General features: G+C 59.1%; 10 protein-coding genes. 9 read left to right on the top strand and 1 reads right to left on the bottom strand.

The genetic code is table 11. From position 1 onward, the window contains the following. Nucleotides 1–25 precede the first annotated feature (25 nt). From HNQ64_RS04540 to HNQ64_RS04510, 7 genes are all read left to right on the top strand, one after another. Nucleotides 26–1,402 carry a hypothetical protein gene (locus HNQ64_RS04540; protein ID WP_184205798.1) on the top strand — a complete coding sequence of 459 codons (1,377 nt, stop codon included), beginning with the start codon at nucleotides 26–28 and terminating at the stop codon, nucleotides 1,400–1,402. Continuing rightward, a complete protein-coding gene (locus HNQ64_RS04535; RefSeq protein WP_184205796.1) occupies nucleotides 1,399–2,538 on the top strand; it encodes a metallophosphoesterase family protein in 1,140 nt (379 codons plus the stop codon). The genes HNQ64_RS04540 and HNQ64_RS04535 overlap by 4 nt, the downstream gene beginning before the upstream one ends. Before the next feature lie 115 nt (nucleotides 2,539–2,653). Beyond that, a complete protein-coding gene (locus tag HNQ64_RS04530; protein ID WP_184205794.1) occupies nucleotides 2,654–4,513 on the top strand; it encodes a CocE/NonD family hydrolase in 1,860 nt (619 codons plus the stop codon). A 74-nt stretch (nucleotides 4,514–4,587) separates the two neighbouring features. Beyond that, entirely contained in the window at nucleotides 4,588–7,902 is a 3,315-nt protein-coding gene (locus HNQ64_RS04525) for a protein kinase domain-containing protein (RefSeq protein WP_184205792.1), read from the top strand. Between the two features lie 187 nt (nucleotides 7,903–8,089). Next, nucleotides 8,090–9,616 (top strand): sulfatase, encoded by a 1,527-nt coding sequence (locus HNQ64_RS04520; protein WP_184205790.1) that lies wholly within the window; start codon nucleotides 8,090–8,092, stop codon nucleotides 9,614–9,616. A gap of 66 nt (nucleotides 9,617–9,682) precedes the next feature. Further along, complete coding sequence (gene murJ / locus HNQ64_RS04515; protein WP_184205788.1) at nucleotides 9,683–11,302, top strand: murein biosynthesis integral membrane protein MurJ; 1,620 nt, start codon at nucleotides 9,683–9,685, stop codon at nucleotides 11,300–11,302. Continuing rightward, nucleotides 11,299–11,898 (top strand): phage portal family protein, encoded by a 600-nt coding sequence (locus tag HNQ64_RS04510; RefSeq protein WP_184205786.1) that lies wholly within the window; start codon nucleotides 11,299–11,301, stop codon nucleotides 11,896–11,898. Before murJ ends, HNQ64_RS04510 begins: the two co-directional genes overlap by 4 nt. 300 nt (nucleotides 11,899–12,198) lie before the next feature. Here the strand turns inward: HNQ64_RS04510 and HNQ64_RS04505 are convergent, their stop codons facing one another. Beyond that, entirely contained in the window at nucleotides 12,199–12,552 is a 354-nt protein-coding gene (locus tag HNQ64_RS04505; RefSeq protein ID WP_184205784.1) for a cupin domain-containing protein, read from the bottom strand. Nucleotides 12,553–13,137: 585 nt separating this feature from the next. Between HNQ64_RS04505 and HNQ64_RS04500 the strand changes: the two genes are divergently transcribed. Both HNQ64_RS04500 and HNQ64_RS04495 read left to right on the top strand, forming a co-directional pair. Then, the gene (locus tag HNQ64_RS04500) at nucleotides 13,138–14,385 is read left to right on the top strand and encodes a class I SAM-dependent methyltransferase (RefSeq protein ID WP_184205782.1); all 1,248 of its coding nucleotides are present in this window, start codon (nucleotides 13,138–13,140) and stop codon (nucleotides 14,383–14,385) included. After that, nucleotides 14,378–15,580: a prenyltransferase/squalene oxidase repeat-containing protein gene (locus HNQ64_RS04495; RefSeq protein ID WP_184205780.1), complete on the top strand. Its 1,203-nt coding sequence runs from the start codon at nucleotides 14,378–14,380 to the stop codon at nucleotides 15,578–15,580. Before HNQ64_RS04500 ends, HNQ64_RS04495 begins: the two co-directional genes overlap by 8 nt. The last annotated feature ends 14 nt before the right edge of the window (nucleotides 15,581–15,594 follow it).

Below are 15,594 nucleotides of genomic sequence, written 5' to 3'. Positions count from 1 at the left end.
CCCAGAAGCGTATTTTGGCACCCGCATGAATTCCTTCACCCGCCGCCGTCTCCTTCAAGCCTCACTGGCCGTCACGACCCCTTGGCTGGCTGCGGCGGAGAAAGCGTCGGGGCTGCGCATCGCCCCATTCCGCTTCGATGTCACGCCGCCGGCAGGCCATCCACTGTGTGGCGGCTGGATCACGCCCGTCGTGGACTGCGAAGATTCTCTGGAGGCCATCGGCTACGTCCTGCTCGGTGCCGGGGAGCCGATTGTCGTCTGTGCTGTGGACTGGACGGGGCTGTTGAATGAAGCCCATCTAGCTTGGCGGACTGCTCTGGCTCAGGCCGCAGGCACCACCCCTGAGAGGGTAGCTGTGCAATGCGTGCATCAACATGATGCGCCCTTTGTGTGCCTGCGTGGGGAAGAACTTGCCGCCCAACAAAATGCAGGGCTCTCACTGGTACAGTTGCCCTTTTTTAAAGATTGCCTTAAACGCGCTGGTGAAGCTGTGAAGGCCGCCCTGCCGCACTCACGGGCCCTCACCCACATCGCCCAAGGTGAGGGAAAGGTGGACAAGGTGGCCTCCAACCGGCGGGTAGCGATCGGTCCTGACGGCAAAGTTTCCAAAATGCGTGGCAGCGCCTGCAAAGATGCTGAATTGATCGCGCTTACCGAGGGCCTCATTGACCCGATGCTCAAGACCGTCGCTTTTTACGATGGCGATAAAAAAGTGCTGGCCTGCCACTACTACGCCACTCATCCCATGAGCCATTATGGCAAAGGGCACGTGAGCAGTGACTTCGTGGGCCTCGCCCGCAAACAACGGCAGAAAGAGGAACCTGACTGCACGCACATCTATTTCACCGGGGCTTCGGGAAACATTGCCGCTGGCAAATACAACGATGGCACACCGGAGGCCCGGGTCCAGCTCACGCAGCGGATCTATGAAGGCATCGTCGCTTCGGAACAAAACCTGAAACCCCAACCCATCACTCAGGTGAAATGGCAGACCCATGACTTGCTCCCCGCCGTCAATCCGGTCTTCACCCTAGAAGGTGAGCGCGCCTCTCTGGCCGATGCCAAAAACTCATCTGCCAACCGCATCCGTTCCGCCATGCGCCTTGGCTGGATGGAGCGCATCACCCAGGGCACCCCCATCATCCTGAGCGCCCTGCATGTGAATGACATCTCCATGCTGCACCTGCCCGCAGAGTCCTTCTTGGAATACCAACTCCGCGCCCAGCAGATGCAGCCGGGGCGCTTTGTCGCCACGGCAGCATACGGAGACGGTGGGGCATGGTACATCCCCACGAAGGAAGCCTTCCCCCAGGGCGGTTACGAAGTTTCCGTGGCCAATGGCTCTCCCGCCACCTATGATCTCATGAGCGCAGGCATCCGCCAGCTTCTTTCCCCTGCATGACTCTTCTCCGCGCCCTTGCCTCCCTCAGCCTTTTCACCTCCGGCCTGCAGGCCGGGTCCATCGAGCGCATCTGGCTCAGTCATCCGTCAAATCAGCCTAACCAAATGGTCATCAACTGGGAAACGCAGGCCCCAGGAGACTCCGTGGTCGAGTTTGGTCCCACCTCCGCTCTCGGCCAAAAGGTGATCCTTGAGGACAAGGTGACCTTGCATCACGTCAAGATTCCCCTCGATTTCAAAGAGGGCCTCTGCCATTACCGCGTTCGCAGCGGAGATGACGTCTCCAGAGTCGCCACTTTCAAAAACTACTCGAAGGACACCCTCCGTGTCATCATCGTGGCAGACTGGGGTTATTCCAAAGTCACAGACTTCAGTGCCGTGCTCAGAGATGACCCGCATTTGCTTTTAAGTGCTGGCGACAACGTGGCCAGCCTGCATGAAAAAGGCCGCGAAGGCACCCGCGCCTTCAGCGCTTTGATAGATCAACAGCCCGCCCTCTTTCGCTCCCTACCTTTCCTCCCTATCCTCGGCAATCACGACCGCGAGATCACCCCTCGTGGCCCCAAGCCACCCGCCCATGCCGTCTATGACATCGAGGCCAGCGCTTACCGCGAGTTCTTCGCGCTGCCCGGTGATGAGTGGAAGTGGCACTTTGACCTGCCCGATTTTGACCTCCGTTTCATCGCCCTAGACCTCAACCACATCCAGGACTTCGGCACGACCTGGCAGACCTGCCACCCGTATGATGCCAGCTCCGCCCAGTTCCTTGAGTACCGGGATCTCATGGCGCAAACCAAGGCGGGTTTTGTTTTCACCCTCATGAATGAAAAACAGACTGCCGTGCAGGGACTGACGAAGGGCCTGTGGCATGAGGAATTCGTTAAAGGCAGTGCCCTTGTCACAGGTTTTGGTTACTTCGCAGATCGCGCTGAACTCAAGGGTGGCCTGCCCTACTTCAACACCTGCCTGAAAGGCGATGGCAGCCCGTACAAAGACCCTCAATCCAAGTTCTTTGCCCAGCAGGACAATTACCTCCTGCTCACCTTTCAGCGTGGAGAACCGACCATGCAGGTGCAGTTCAAAAACATGCAAGGAGAGGTGCTGGACACGACCGTGATTCCGAAGCGCAAACTTTGAGAAGCAGATCCGGAGTGTTTCGAGTGATTCACACTCATGACACACTTCGATACTTTCACTCCGATGTTGGCTTTCGGAACAATAGTGCGTGGAGTCAGACCGTAGTTTGAGGGTCATGCTTTCGTGCCCTGCCCTGCCCCGTCTTCTCTTCACCCTATGCCTGCTCACCTCCTCCCTTTTAGCTGAGGAGCCCGTAGTGAAAACGAATGTCCAGGTGGCCATGCGCGATGGCGTCAAACTGGCCACCGATCTCTACCTGCCTGCCGAGGGCGGTGTGGAAAAGCCAGGCCGTTATCCGGTCATCCTCACACGCCTGCCCTACAACAAGGATGGGGCGAAAAAGCTGGGTCTATACTATGCCCAGCACGGCTACGTTTTTGTCGCTCAGGACTGCCGTGGCCGCTACGGCAGCGAGGGCACCTGGCACTGGATGACGGACGATGGGCGCGATGGCGTGGACTGCGCGAAATGGATCGGCCAGCAGCCCTGGAGCAATGGCAAAATCGGCATGATCGGCACCTCCTACGTCGGCGGCACCCAGCACGCGATGGCCATGGAGGGCGCGCCTGAGCTGGCCACCGTCATTCCCGTGGATGCCGTGTCCAACTGCGGAGTGCAGTCCATGCGCAACGCGGGTGCCTTTGAGATGCGTTTCTGGAACTGGATCATCCTCAATGCCGCCAAAGGCAGCGTCGCCTCACAAGATCCCGCCACAGCGGCGGTGCTGAAGGAGATGGTGGACCACCGCCATGACTACCTCAAACTGCTGCCCCTGCGCCCCGGCATGACGCCGCTGAAGCTAGCCCCCGAATATGAAAGCTGGCTGGTGGACGCCATGCGCCATGGGGCCAATGACGAGTTCTGGGCCCAGAACAACATCCTGGAAAACGCCGCCAAGTACAAAGACATCCCCGTGTATCTCGTCGGTGGTTGGTATGACTCCTGGGCTGGCAACACCACTGCGAATTTCGCCGCTCTCACCCGCACGCTCAAGAGCCCCGTGTATATGATCATGGGCCCGTGGATCCATGGGGCCCAGGCCAAGTCCAGCCATGGTCAGGTGGACTTTGGGCCCGAAGCCGCCATCGCCGATGAACTGGCTTGGCGAAAGGAATGGTATGACCACGTCCTCAAGGGCATGGATAACACCGTGGGCAAAGCCGCCCCCTTCACCACCCAGGTGCGCCTCTTTGTCATGGGCACTGGCGATGGCCATAAAACCCCCGAAGGCCTGCTTTACCACGGTGGGCAGTGGCGGGATGAAACCGCATGGCCACCTGCCCGCGCACGCCTAACCAACTATCACCTCACCACCGGTGGGCACCTGCAGACCGAGAGACCCACCCAGGCCCGAGCCAGCACCAGCTACGTCTTCGATCCGCAAAACCCCGTGCCCACGATCGGCGGGAATATCTCCAGCGGCGACGGCATCATGCTCCAGGGGGCCTGGGATCAAAAAGGCGGTTCGCATGTATGGAACTGGCTGAAGCCCCTGCCCCTCTCCGCCCGCAATGACGTGCTGGTTTTTCAAACCGAACCCCTCACGCAGGATGTGGAAGTCACCGGGGAAATCGAACTGAAGCTCTGGGTCTCCTCCTCGGCTGTGGATACCGACTTCACCGCCAAACTGGTGGACGTTTACCCTGCCAGTGCCGACTGGCCCGGTGGATTTGACCTCAATATCACAGACGGCATTCTGCGCGCTCGCTTCCGCGACAGCCTGAAACAGGAGAAACTCATGACCCCCGGTCAGATCTACCCCATCACTCTCCGTCTCTACCCCACCAGCAACGTTTTCAAAAAGGGCCATCGCATCCGCGTGGACATCAGCAGCAGCAATTTCCCCCGCTTCGATATCAACCCCAACACGGGTGAACCCCTGAACGAAAATCGGCGCACTCAATCCGCCGTGAATTCCATTCACCACGATGCGGAACATCCTTCGTATCTAGCTCTGCCCTTGATCCCACGCTGACCCGGCGGAGTATGGGGCCGTTGTTTGCTTGCGCTCAGGCCTCCTGCGTGCTTGAGGCTGACTTGCTCCCTGTCGTGACTCCACCGTCTCCATCCCCCTTTGAGAACCCCGAGCGCGCCAGCGACGTGCCCGAGGATGTGACGTTGATCACCCAAGGCCAGCGCAGCAGCCTCACCCAGGCCCCCCTCACCCGCACTCGTGGCAGCGGCGTCCGCTCTGCCGATCTCCTGAAGGACAACGACGGGTGGCTAGAAGGAAAGTTCCGCCTGCTAGAAAAACTAGGAGAGGGAGGCTTCGGCCTCGTCTTCAAGGCCGAGCAAGTGCAGCCCATCCAGCGCCTCGTCGCGGTCAAGATCCTCAAAGCTGGCATGGATACCCAGCAGGTGATCGCCCGCTTTGACACCGAGCGGCAATCCCTGGCCCTGATGGAGCACCCCAATATTGCCCGCGTGCTGGATGCGGGCGAGACCGAGCGCGGCCAGCCCTACTTTGTCATGGAGTTGGTTCGCGGACGCTCCATCACCAGTTATGCCAGCAAGAAAAACCTCACCCTCCACCAGAGGCTCGAGCTTTTCATCCCCGTCTGTCAGGCCGTGAATCACGCCCACCAAAAGGGCATCATCCACCGCGATCTAAAACCCTCCAATGTCATGGTCATGGAGGAGAATGGAGCCCCCATTCCCAAGGTCATTGACTTCGGCATCGCCAAAGTTCTAGAACAAAAAGACGTCAGCCAGACCCTCGCTACCGGCATGGATCAGCTCGTCGGCACCCCCGGTTACATCAGCCCGGAGCAGATCGAACACGGCAGCTCCCATGTGGATACGCGATCCGACGTTTACGCCCTTGGCTCCATCCTCATGGAGTTGCTCACTGGCAAGGCCCTGGTCACCCCCATGGACATCGCGCAGAAGCCCCTGCACCAGATCCTACGCGATCAGGTGGAGCGCGACCCTCCTAAACCCAGCTCTCGCGAATCCTCGCTCAAAGGCGACCTGGACTGGATCATCCTCAAAGCTCTGGAACGCGACCCCGCCCGCCGCTACGGCAATGCCGACGATCTGGCCGATGACCTGCGCCGTTACTTGCGCCATGAACCCGTGCACGCCTGCCCCCCCAGCCGCGCGTACGTGATCGGAAAGTTTGTACGGCGGCATCAGGTCGGCGTCGCCGCCACCTTGGCCATCTCCCTGGCCATCCTCGCCGGCGGTATCACCAGCACGGCTCTTTACTTTGAAGCTGAAAAAAACCGCGCAGCGGCCGAAGAAGCAGGCAGCAACCTGAAAAAGGAATACTCCCGCTCCGATGAAGTCATGGCGCGCCAACTCACCGAGCGGCGCGACTACACCGAATCCGTCGCCTGGCTCACCCGTGCCCTGCGCACAGATCCAGGTAACAGCCTCGCGGCAACGAACCTCCTCAGCCTCCTCCAGCACAAGCACCTGCTGCACCCCACCACCCCAGAGCTGCCCCTTCCCGAAGGCGCAGAGGAGGCCCGTCTGGTCACCCTCAGCCGTCAGACGGGCCGCGCCGTGGCCGTCTCCACCCTGCCGCCCAAAAACGGCCAGGGCACCCCCAAGTCCATCCTCAGCATCTGGGACACCACGACGCATGAGCGACGGGACCATCCCCTGCCGAAGAACACCATCGCCACCTGCCTCACCATCTCGGCCGATGGGCAGCAGGCCCTCCTAGCCCTGGACAATGGCCAGGTGGAGCGCTGGTCTCTGAGCGATGGCAGTCACACAGCACTTCAGCCCGCCCTGCCTGAGCCTGTCCTCAGCATGGCCCTCTCTGGAGATGGGCAGGTGCTAGCCGTAGGCGGTGAAGATGGCACCCTGCAGGTCTGGGACATGCGCCAGCTAGATCGCCCCGGCCGGGTTCTGAAATCTGCCGCTTACCCCGTCCATCTGGTCACCTTAGACTATCTAGGTACCCTCGTAGCCGCCGCCCATGCCGTGGAAAGTCCCGACGTCAAAGGCCAGGCCGTTGTGTGGGATCTCAGTACTGGCAAGACCATTGGCGACCCTTTTGAAACCGGGGATGGCATCTCCTCTCTCGCCATCCACCGCGAGCGAGAAATGATCGCCGTCGGCCTGCACTCCGGCACCGTCCATGTGGGAAATTTCCGCACGGAGACAGAACTGCTCCCTCCCCTTGGCCACCCCTCCTCTGTGATGTGCCTGAGCATGAATGCCGATGCCACCACGCTCACGGTGGGCGACAGTCGCGGTTACCTCCATGCCTGGGATTTGACCAAAGGCCAGCCCCGCACCCCCGCTCAGGCCCACGATGGGGAAATCCTCACCGCTTCCCAGGCACTCGCTCAGGGCCTCGTCACCAGTGTCTCCCGCCATGGTGAGATGCAGGTCTGGAACACCGTCACGGGCGAGCGCGTGCAGCATCGCCTGCGCCACAGCATCGCCCAGATCAGCGTCACGCCCGATGGCTCCATGCTCATCGTCGCCCCCAGGCATGAGCCCAGCGTGCAGGTGTGGAGCATCCACCAGCGCATGACCACCCGCCGCTATCTGGCAGGCGCGCATGAATCCTACCTGGAAACCCCACCCCTAGCCAAAGATGCCCCCGTGAATGTCCGCGAAGCCAGCACCCGGGGCTGGAATCGTGCTGGAACCTTCCTCGCCACGGCCGACGGCACAGGCCACGTTTCCGTCTGGGATGTCAAGGCTGCCTTCCGTCCGCTCGGCCCCGCTTTTACCCACCCACCCGCCGTCGGTGCCGTCGCCATTTCTGAAGACGGTCAACTAGCCGCCACCTCAGGCCGCGATCAAGAAGTGCGCTTGTGGGACGTCCGCAGCGGCAAGGCCACGGGCATCGCCATCCGCCATGAATCCTTCGTCAATGCCCTGGCCCTCAGCCAAGATGGGCGCTTCCTCGTCACCGTCACCGATGAGGGAGAAATCCGCGTCTGGGATGCCCGCACAGGCGATGGCTTGACCCCTGGCCTGCGCCAAGGTCATGGCCTCAGCGAGGTGCATGTCAGTGCCGATGCCAAAAAAATAGTCTTCCTGATGGCGGATCAAGGTTGGTTCTCGCTCCCCATGCCTGAGCTGGCCGAGCCCCTGCCGCATTGGTTTCTCGACCTCGCCGAAGCCCTCGCCCGCCGCCGTCTCTCCGACGATGGCAAGGCCCAAACCCTGGGGCTGGCCCAGGTACACAACGCCTTGGCCCAAATACCCAAAAAATCATCTCCCTCCTCCACCGCCCAACGCTGGGCACGCTGGCTGCTAAGCGACCCTGAAAGCCGTTCCCTTTCCCCCCAGGAGGAGGAATCCTTCGACGACTACGTCCATACGCTGACCCAAAAGAAAGACCCTGGTGCTCACGCAGAAGCCCAGCGCTACCGCAGCAAGATAACAGGAGAGTGAAGACTGGGCGCTGTCCTCGCTTGCTCTCAATCAACGCTCGTTCGAGCGCGTATCCAGAGCTTCCAAAACGCATTCCCTCTCTCCGCTCAAAAAAAATCTTCCTACCCTCCATCTTTCTACCCAAGGTCCCTCCACGACAAACCGCCGAGAGAAACCCACCCCTCCCATCGTTTCAGCGCCACATCCCATGTTCGCGCGCCTGCTCCTCCCCACCCTTCTCTTCGGGCTATTCTGCTCAGCCCCCGCACCTGCTGCGGAAAAGACCCGGCCCAATGTTCTCTTCATCATCGCCGATGATCTGAACACCAGCCTCGGCAGCTATGGTCACCCCTTGGCCAAAACGCCCAATTTGGACAAACTGGCCGCGCGCGGCGTACGCTTTGAAAAAGCTGCCTGTCAGTTCCCCCTTTGCGGCCCGAGCCGAAACTCGATGCTCACCGGTCTCTACCCCAACAGCAACGGCATCCTCGCCAATGCCCAGGTTTTCCGCCAGACCATCCCAAATCACCAGAGTCTCTCCCAGGCCTTCCGCCTCAGTGGCTACTTCGCCGCCCGCATCGGCAAACTGTATCACTACAACGTCCCACTCTCCATCGGCACCAATGGCCACGATGATCCCGGATCTTGGGAAATGGAGATCAACCCGGCGGGCGCGGACCGCATGGAGGACATGGACCACACTTTCAGCCTCATTCCCGGCAACTACGGCGGCACCCTCAGTTGGTATGCCTCCCCGAATCCCGATGAAAAGCACACCGATGGCCTCATGGCCCGCGAAGCGGCCTGGGTGCTGGAACGCTGCGCCAAGGACAAGTCCCGGCCCTTTTTCCTCGCCCTCGGTTTCTTCCGCCCCCACACCCCTTACATTGCCCCCAAGGCTTGGTTTGAAGGTTACCCCGTGGATCAAATGCCCGTGGTCCAAGGGGTGAAGGAAGACCAGGCCGACCTCCCCAAACACGCGCTGGGCAGCTACAAAAAAGAGCAGGACAAACTCACCGATGACCTCCGCCGCCAGGCCGTGCAGGCCTACCTCGCCAGCATCAGCTTCATGGATGCCCAGGCCGGTGTTGTGTTGGATACTCTAGACCGCCTGGGCCTGAGTGAAAACACCATCGTCGTCTTCACCAGTGACCACGGTTATCACCTGGGTGAGCACGGCCTCTGGCAGAAGCAGAGCCTCTTTGAAGAAAGCGCCCGCGTGCCCCTCATCATGGCGGGCCCCGGCGTCACACCAGGCGCAGTCGCCCAGGCTCCCGTAGGCCTAATTGACCTCTACCCCACCCTCACCGAACTCTGCGGCGTGAAGGCCCCCGCCAATCTCCAGGGACAAAGCCTCGTGCCCATGCTCAAGGACCCCAAGGCTGAAGGCCGCGGCTGGGTGATCAGTCAAGTGGTGCGCGGTGGCGGCTTCAAGCGCATGGGAGCCAGCGCCGCGGCTGGGGACAATGGCAAACGCATCTTTGGTTATTCCCTACGCACCCCACGCTGGCGCTACACCGAGTGGGCCGAGGGCAAAGAAGGCCGCGAACTCTATGATCATGACACCGATCCCAAAGAGCTCACCAACCTCGCCGAAAAGCCCGACCATGCAGCGACTGTCACCGAGCTGTCCACCCAGCTCGCGGGCATCGTCAAAAGCACCTTTCCAGCCGATGGCGTGACCCCCACCGTCAAAGAAACAGGCATGTGGGCACCCAACCTCACCGATCCGTAATCATCCCACTCAGGAATGTGATTGCCAGAGCGGCGGCGCCAACGAAGGTGCCGCCGCATTTGCATCATGAGTGAAGAGAAGAAAGACAACGGTTCCCAGGCACGCAGCACGAGCGTCGTTTCCATCGCCATCCTATGCAGCCGTGTGCTCGGACTGGTGAGAGACCAGCTCCTCAATGGCCTCTTCGGCTCTGCCTTCACCGGCATCTTCACCGCCGCCTTTCGCACGCCCAACATGCTGCGAGATCTCTTTGCCGAAGGCGCGCTTTCCACCGCCTTTGTCACCACGTTCTCCAAAAAGATCAAGAATGAGGGGGATGAAGCCGCATGGGTGCTCGGACGTAAGATGCTCTCCCTCGCGGCTTGTTTTATGACGCTGGTAGCGCTCGCCGGCGTGGTCCTGGCCCCTTTTCTGTTTCGTATCCTCACCCCCGGTCTTTCGGAAGAGGCCAAAGTCCTGGGCACCTGGCTGGCCCAGATCATGTACCCCTTCATCGCCATCGTCTCCATCACGGCGCTGGTGATGGGCATGCTGAACTCCAAAAAAGTCTTCTTCATCCCTGCCGTCGCCTCGGCCTTCTTCAATCTCGGCTGCATCGTCGGTGGGGTGGTCCTGGCCTGGCTCATTGACCCCGGTTTTCGCAATGGTGAAATCACTGAAAAAGGCCTCACTGGTTTTGCTTTCGGCACCTTGATCGGTGGGTTTCTCCAGTTGCTTGTTCAGCTCCCTTCCCTGCACCGCGTAGGCTTCCGTTTCGGCCTGGACTTTGGCTGGAAGGACAGTGGCGTGCGGGATGTGCTGCGTCTCATGTGGCCCTCCATGCTGGCTGCCAGTGGCACCCAGATTTCGGTGCTGCTGAACTCCATCTTTGCCTCCTACACCCCTGGCAAAGAATCTTCCCTAGCTTGGCTGGCCAATGCCCAGCGTTTGCAACAATTGCCGTTAGGCCTCTTTGGGGTAGCCGTAGCCACCGTCACCCTCCCCATGCTCTCACGCCTCGCCACAGAAGGCATGACCCCAGCTTTTCGCGGGGCTTTGGCCAAAGGTCTGCGCCTCGTCCTTTTCCTCACCCTGCCCTGCGCCGTCGGCCTTTCCTTGCTGGCTCAGCCGATCATCTCCGTCCTTTTTGAGCATGGCAAATTCACCGCCAATGATGTCCTCAATACCGCCGGCCCCCTCCAGGCCTATGCCTTCGGTCTGGTCTTTTATTCAGCCATCAAGGTCCTGCAGCCCGCCTTTTACACCATTGATAAACGTTTCATTCCCATGCTCATCAGCATCGGCATCATCGTGCTGAACCTGGTGCTGAACTACACCAGCGTCTTCATTCTGGGCTGGGACCACACCTCCCTCGCCTGGGCCACAGCCATTGGTCTGGCGGTGAACTTCGGCACGCTCTACTTCTGCATGCGTCGCTTTGCCAGTGGCCTGGAAAGCCGCTCCCTCGGCCAGACGTTACTGAAACTCATGGTAGGCATCGCTGGCATGGCTGCCGTGTGCATCGGCGGGCAAAAAACCCTCCTCGCCAGTTGGGCGACTCAAAATTTCATCATGCAGATCGCCAGCCTCGGCGCCACCATCGCTCTGGCCGGCGGGGTGTATTTCCTCATCACGCAAAAACTGCGCGTGGAAGAAGCCGGCGAATTCCTCGGCATCCTTTCCAAGAGATTCCGCCGCAAATCATGAAAAGCTCGCGCATCTGGCTCATCGCTGCCGCCGCTCTGGCCTTCATCTGGAGCGCGGTCGCCTGGGTCATGCACCAGACGGATCATCTCGTCTCCTGGCCAGAAAAAGTCACCGCCCTCATGGAGGAGACCCCCTGGCTCAATGGCCAGGCGGAGGGCACTCACGAATCACGCCAGCATCACCTGGACCGTGTCATCACCCATTTCAATCGGCTGGATGCTGCCTACAAACGACGCCTGCGTGAGGATAGCCAACCGGTGGTGGATAAGTTTTTTGCCAGCCTCAACGAAGAGGAACAAAAGGAATACGTCAACCGCACCGTGGACCCCTACCTTGACCGACTGGAACGCGGCCTCAAAGCCCTGCCCGAAGAAGAGCGTAAACGCCTCACCACCCGCATGCGCGGCGACATGAAAAACCAGCGCAGTGCCGCCCAGGATGGCGACAAACTCTCCCCCGAAGAACGTGAGTTCATGGACAGCATGGTTCAGGAAGACCCCATCTTCTTCCTCCGCAATGCCCCCATCAAGGTCAAAATGGAGCTGGCCCCTGTGCTGGAGGACATGCTCTCCCGCATCCAAGGCCTGCGCCGTTAGAGCAGTTTAAGAATAGGATGTGGCTCATCTATGGCGTGTGAATTTCCGGGCCGTTCGCACACCTCGTTTGCTCTCTCATCCAGAGCTTCCAAAAGCGCTTCCCTCGCCCCCAAGAATTGGGGGATGAGGCCCAGGTGAGGGGGTGGTCACAACACGAAAAAAACCTCGTTCGCAAAAGGGTGACCTCTTCTCTCAAACGACCTTGCTACCTCTGACCCCAAGAGTTCTTGATCGCCCATCCATCCTTCGCCATTTGGGAATTCAATTTCGAAGGAGGGCTACACCACGATTTAAAACACTCTAACCCTCCACCTCGAACTCATCAGCCGGGTCAAAAGGCGGCATCGGCACATTGATGATGCGCAGGTTTCCCACGGCCCGATGCACACAACCCGGGCGGATCATCACGGAGGTCATCGGCTTCAGCGGGATGCGCTCACCATCCAGTTCCAGATACCCCTCGCCTTCCAGGACGATGTAGATCTCCGTCATCTTCTTGTGGTAGTGCAGCTTCGCATCCGCATGGATGTCCGTCAGGTGCACCGTGGCCAGTGTATTCCAAGGTTCTTTAAAAGCCCGCCGGGCCTGCCCGCAAGGGCATGGAGTAGGCGGAATTTCATCCAACTGAGCAACAGCATAGCGGGGAGAAGACATCCCGGAACAAAGACCTATTCAGTCCCTAGGCAAGCAAAGCTTCGTCTGCATGACGTTCCTCCAACGTGGATTGGCTGCCCTACACACCCGCAAGGCAAGCCCCTATGATCCGACCGAATAGAGGTCAAAAAACGTTCCCTATTTTCCAATTCTGGACCCTAAATGACGGGTGATATGCAACGAATCGTTCCGGCAAGCTGGAGGTCATTTTGTATTTCACGATCTTAATAAAGAAAACTCGTATTTCGATCACTCTACGCTACCTCTCATCCAGGGCAGTCACTGCTTGCGACTTATTTTGAAAGCTAAAGATTTCCTTTTTCGAGAATCTTTATGATTTGCACATTGCCATATTTTCCGTTAACCTACAAAGTTAGAGTTATTTTCCCAGTAAAACAGGCTAATACTATTAATTAAGTAATCGTGATCGCTAAGTATTTTAAGCTTAACAACTGGGTTGAGCTATTAAGATCCAAACGGTGGCTCGGCTACTCTAAAAGCACGCCTTCCGTGGAGGTCTTTGCAGATGCGATCACCGTGATCCATGAAGATCTTTCTGCCTCTGCTGGGAGGCACAAGGTTGCAATGGCTAAAATCATCTGGATTCTGCGCCTTATACCCCTCCTAGTCTGGTGGGGAGAGCATGAAAAAGCCAGGGAATACGCCCGCCAACTGCAGGCGGCCCTCACACCCGAAGGTCTTCAAATAGATCTCATTCCCGATTGGGATCTGTTGAGTTTGGCTTTCACCCCCGACTTGATCCGGCAAGTCCCGAGCCTGTCACCCATTTTGGCACAAATCTCCGTCCCTGGACAACCTGCCGATGCAGACTTGGCAGCCTCTCTCCAGTCTGGCTGGGTGGCTGGAAACATTCGGTCCCTGTCCTTGGCGCGCGGAATTAAAAGACTGCTCGCCCGTGGCGAAAAGGCAGCCGCCGAGCAACTTCTGCATCTCGCGGCCACACATCAGCGTCCCGATGGCTCTTTCCCTGAAACTTTTCAGGCCAGCACCCCTTGCCTCACAGGGCTGCTGGAAATGGCGTCGGCCTGGTTCCAGGCAGGTCACCTCCAGCACGGAGAGCAAGCCTACCGCGCCTTCCTCAAATCGCGTGATCGGAAGACCTTTCTCAAACTTTCCGGAAAACCAAGGGGTCTCAGCTTACAAGTTTCCGCCCTTACGTTTTTAGAAGCTTTGCGAGATCGCGTGGTCTGCACCTTTGAGGCCACTGCTCCTCGCTTTCCCACAGAAATCCTGGCGGAGGATGGCCGCTTCCGCATTGTGGATGATTTAGTCGCCAAATATCAACCCCAAGTCGTGGCAGACATCGGCTGTGGCAAAGGCCGTTTCATCAAGCTCCTTCAGCAAAGGCATCCTCACATCCAAGCATATGCCGTGGATCTTTCGACCACCATGCTCGGTGAACTGCCCGACTCTATCCACGCTCAAGCAGGCACGCTGCTCAATACGGGTCTGCCAGACGAAGTCGCCGACTTGGTCTTCTGTGTCGAGGCCCTTGAACACGCGGTGAACATCCAGGCTGGTGTGAAGGAGCTCGCTCGCATCACCCGGCCCGGCGGTCGGCTCCTGATCCTTGATAAAGACGTCCAAAAACTGGGCGCTATGGAAATTTGCGATTGGGAACAGTGGTTCGACCGAGAGAAAATGGCCTCCTGGATCCAGAATCACGGCTTCCGCGTCCACGTGCTTGACCGGATAGACCACGGCGGGATCTCAGGAAATGACGCTCTCTTCTTAGCCTGGATAGGCGAGAAAAACCCCACCGCATCCCTCCCTAGCGACTCCCTTTCAACCGAGGCCTCTCCCTGTGCTTAAAAAGTCCGTTCGATTCATCTATAGAAGAAGCGCCCGCTGGTTGGTTCCAGGGCCAGCTCTGCGCGAAGCTCTGCGCGATAGCATTCAGGGACTATTCTCGGACCCAGGAAACCAGCGCGCCATTGACGCCTGTCTAGACTGGATTCTCGAAGCTCAACGCAACTCCGCCTCCCAGGACGGTGGCGTCGCCCGCCACTACAGCTTCATCAAAGGTTGGAGTGCCTCTTACCCCGAAACGACCGGCTACATCATTCCCACCGTGATGGAACATGCCCGGCGGAAAAACTGCCCTCACCTCTATGAGGCGGCCAAAAAAATGATGGATTGGCTGCTTTCCATTCAGATGCCCAACGGGGCCTTCCGCGGCAGCCACATGCATGCTGAAGTCATCGCGCCTGTCGTTTTTGACACCGGGCAAATCCTCCAAGGCCTTGCCGCCGCCGCCACCACCTTCGGCGAGCCTTATTTGAGCGCCATGAAACGCACTTCCCAGTGGCTCATGGAGGTGCAGGACCCCGACGGCGCCTGGCGCCACCCCAACCCCTTTGCCGCCCCTGGCGACCACGTCTGGGAAACCCACGTCGCTTGGGGACTTCTGGAGGCCTCTCGCGTTTCTGGAGATGCCTCCTTTGGAGAGGCAGGCCTCCGCAACATTCGCTGGGCCGTTTCGCGCCAACTCGAAAACGGCTGGTACCAGGATTGTGGTCTGGGCAATGACCATACCTCTCCCCTCACTCACACGCTGGCCTACACCCTTCGCGGCATCGTCGAGGGCTACCGCTTTTCTTCTGATCCCGCCCTGTTAAAAGCGGCGATTCAAACAGCCGACGGCCTGCTTTCCGCCCTCAGCCCTGAAGGCAGCCTCCCCGGCATGCTCAATGCCCAGTGGAAACCCACAGTTTCCTGGGTCTGTCTCACCGGTCTGTCTCAGACCGCCATCTGCTGGTTCATGCTATACCAGTTTACGAAACAAGAGAAATACCTAGTGGCCGCACGTCGCGCGAATCAGTTTGTTAGAAGGACTCTTCACCTTGAAGGTCCTAGCATGCTGCGCGGTGGTGTGAAAGGTTCCTTCCCCGTCAATGGAGACTACTGCCGCTTTCAGTTAATTAACTGGGCCTGCAAATTTCTCATTGATGCCTGCACGATGGAAGAGGATATGAAGGGGCTTACCCCCTCACCCTCAAAGACATAGCGTGCCCACTGAAC

The sequence above is a fragment of the Prosthecobacter dejongeii genome (genome assembly GCF_014203045.1).
Lineage (GTDB): Bacteria > Verrucomicrobiota > Verrucomicrobiia > Verrucomicrobiales > Verrucomicrobiaceae > Prosthecobacter > Prosthecobacter dejongeii.
The sequence above is the reverse complement of the archived record's forward strand: the minus strand, read 5'-3'. Positions and strand labels throughout refer to the sequence as shown.

Coding starts and splice junctions, on each gene's coding strand:
- HNQ64_RS04540 (WP_184205798.1), top strand. CDS start 26: ATGAATTCCTTCACCCGCCGCCGTCTCCTTCAAGCCTCACTGGCCGTC.
- HNQ64_RS04535 (WP_184205796.1), top strand. CDS start 1,399: ATGACTCTTCTCCGCGCCCTTGCCTCCCTCAGCCTTTTCACCTCCGGC.
- HNQ64_RS04530 (WP_184205794.1), top strand. CDS start 2,654: ATGCTTTCGTGCCCTGCCCTGCCCCGTCTTCTCTTCACCCTATGCCTG.
- HNQ64_RS04520 (WP_184205790.1), top strand. CDS start 8,090: ATGTTCGCGCGCCTGCTCCTCCCCACCCTTCTCTTCGGGCTATTCTGC.
- murJ (WP_184205788.1), top strand. CDS start 9,683: ATGAGTGAAGAGAAGAAAGACAACGGTTCCCAGGCACGCAGCACGAGC.
- HNQ64_RS04510 (WP_184205786.1), top strand. CDS start 11,299: ATGAAAAGCTCGCGCATCTGGCTCATCGCTGCCGCCGCTCTGGCCTTC.
- HNQ64_RS04505 (WP_184205784.1), bottom strand. CDS start 12,552: ATGTCTTCTCCCCGCTATGCTGTTGCTCAGTTGGATGAAATTCCGCCT.
- HNQ64_RS04500 (WP_184205782.1), top strand. CDS start 13,138: ATGGCTAAAATCATCTGGATTCTGCGCCTTATACCCCTCCTAGTCTGG.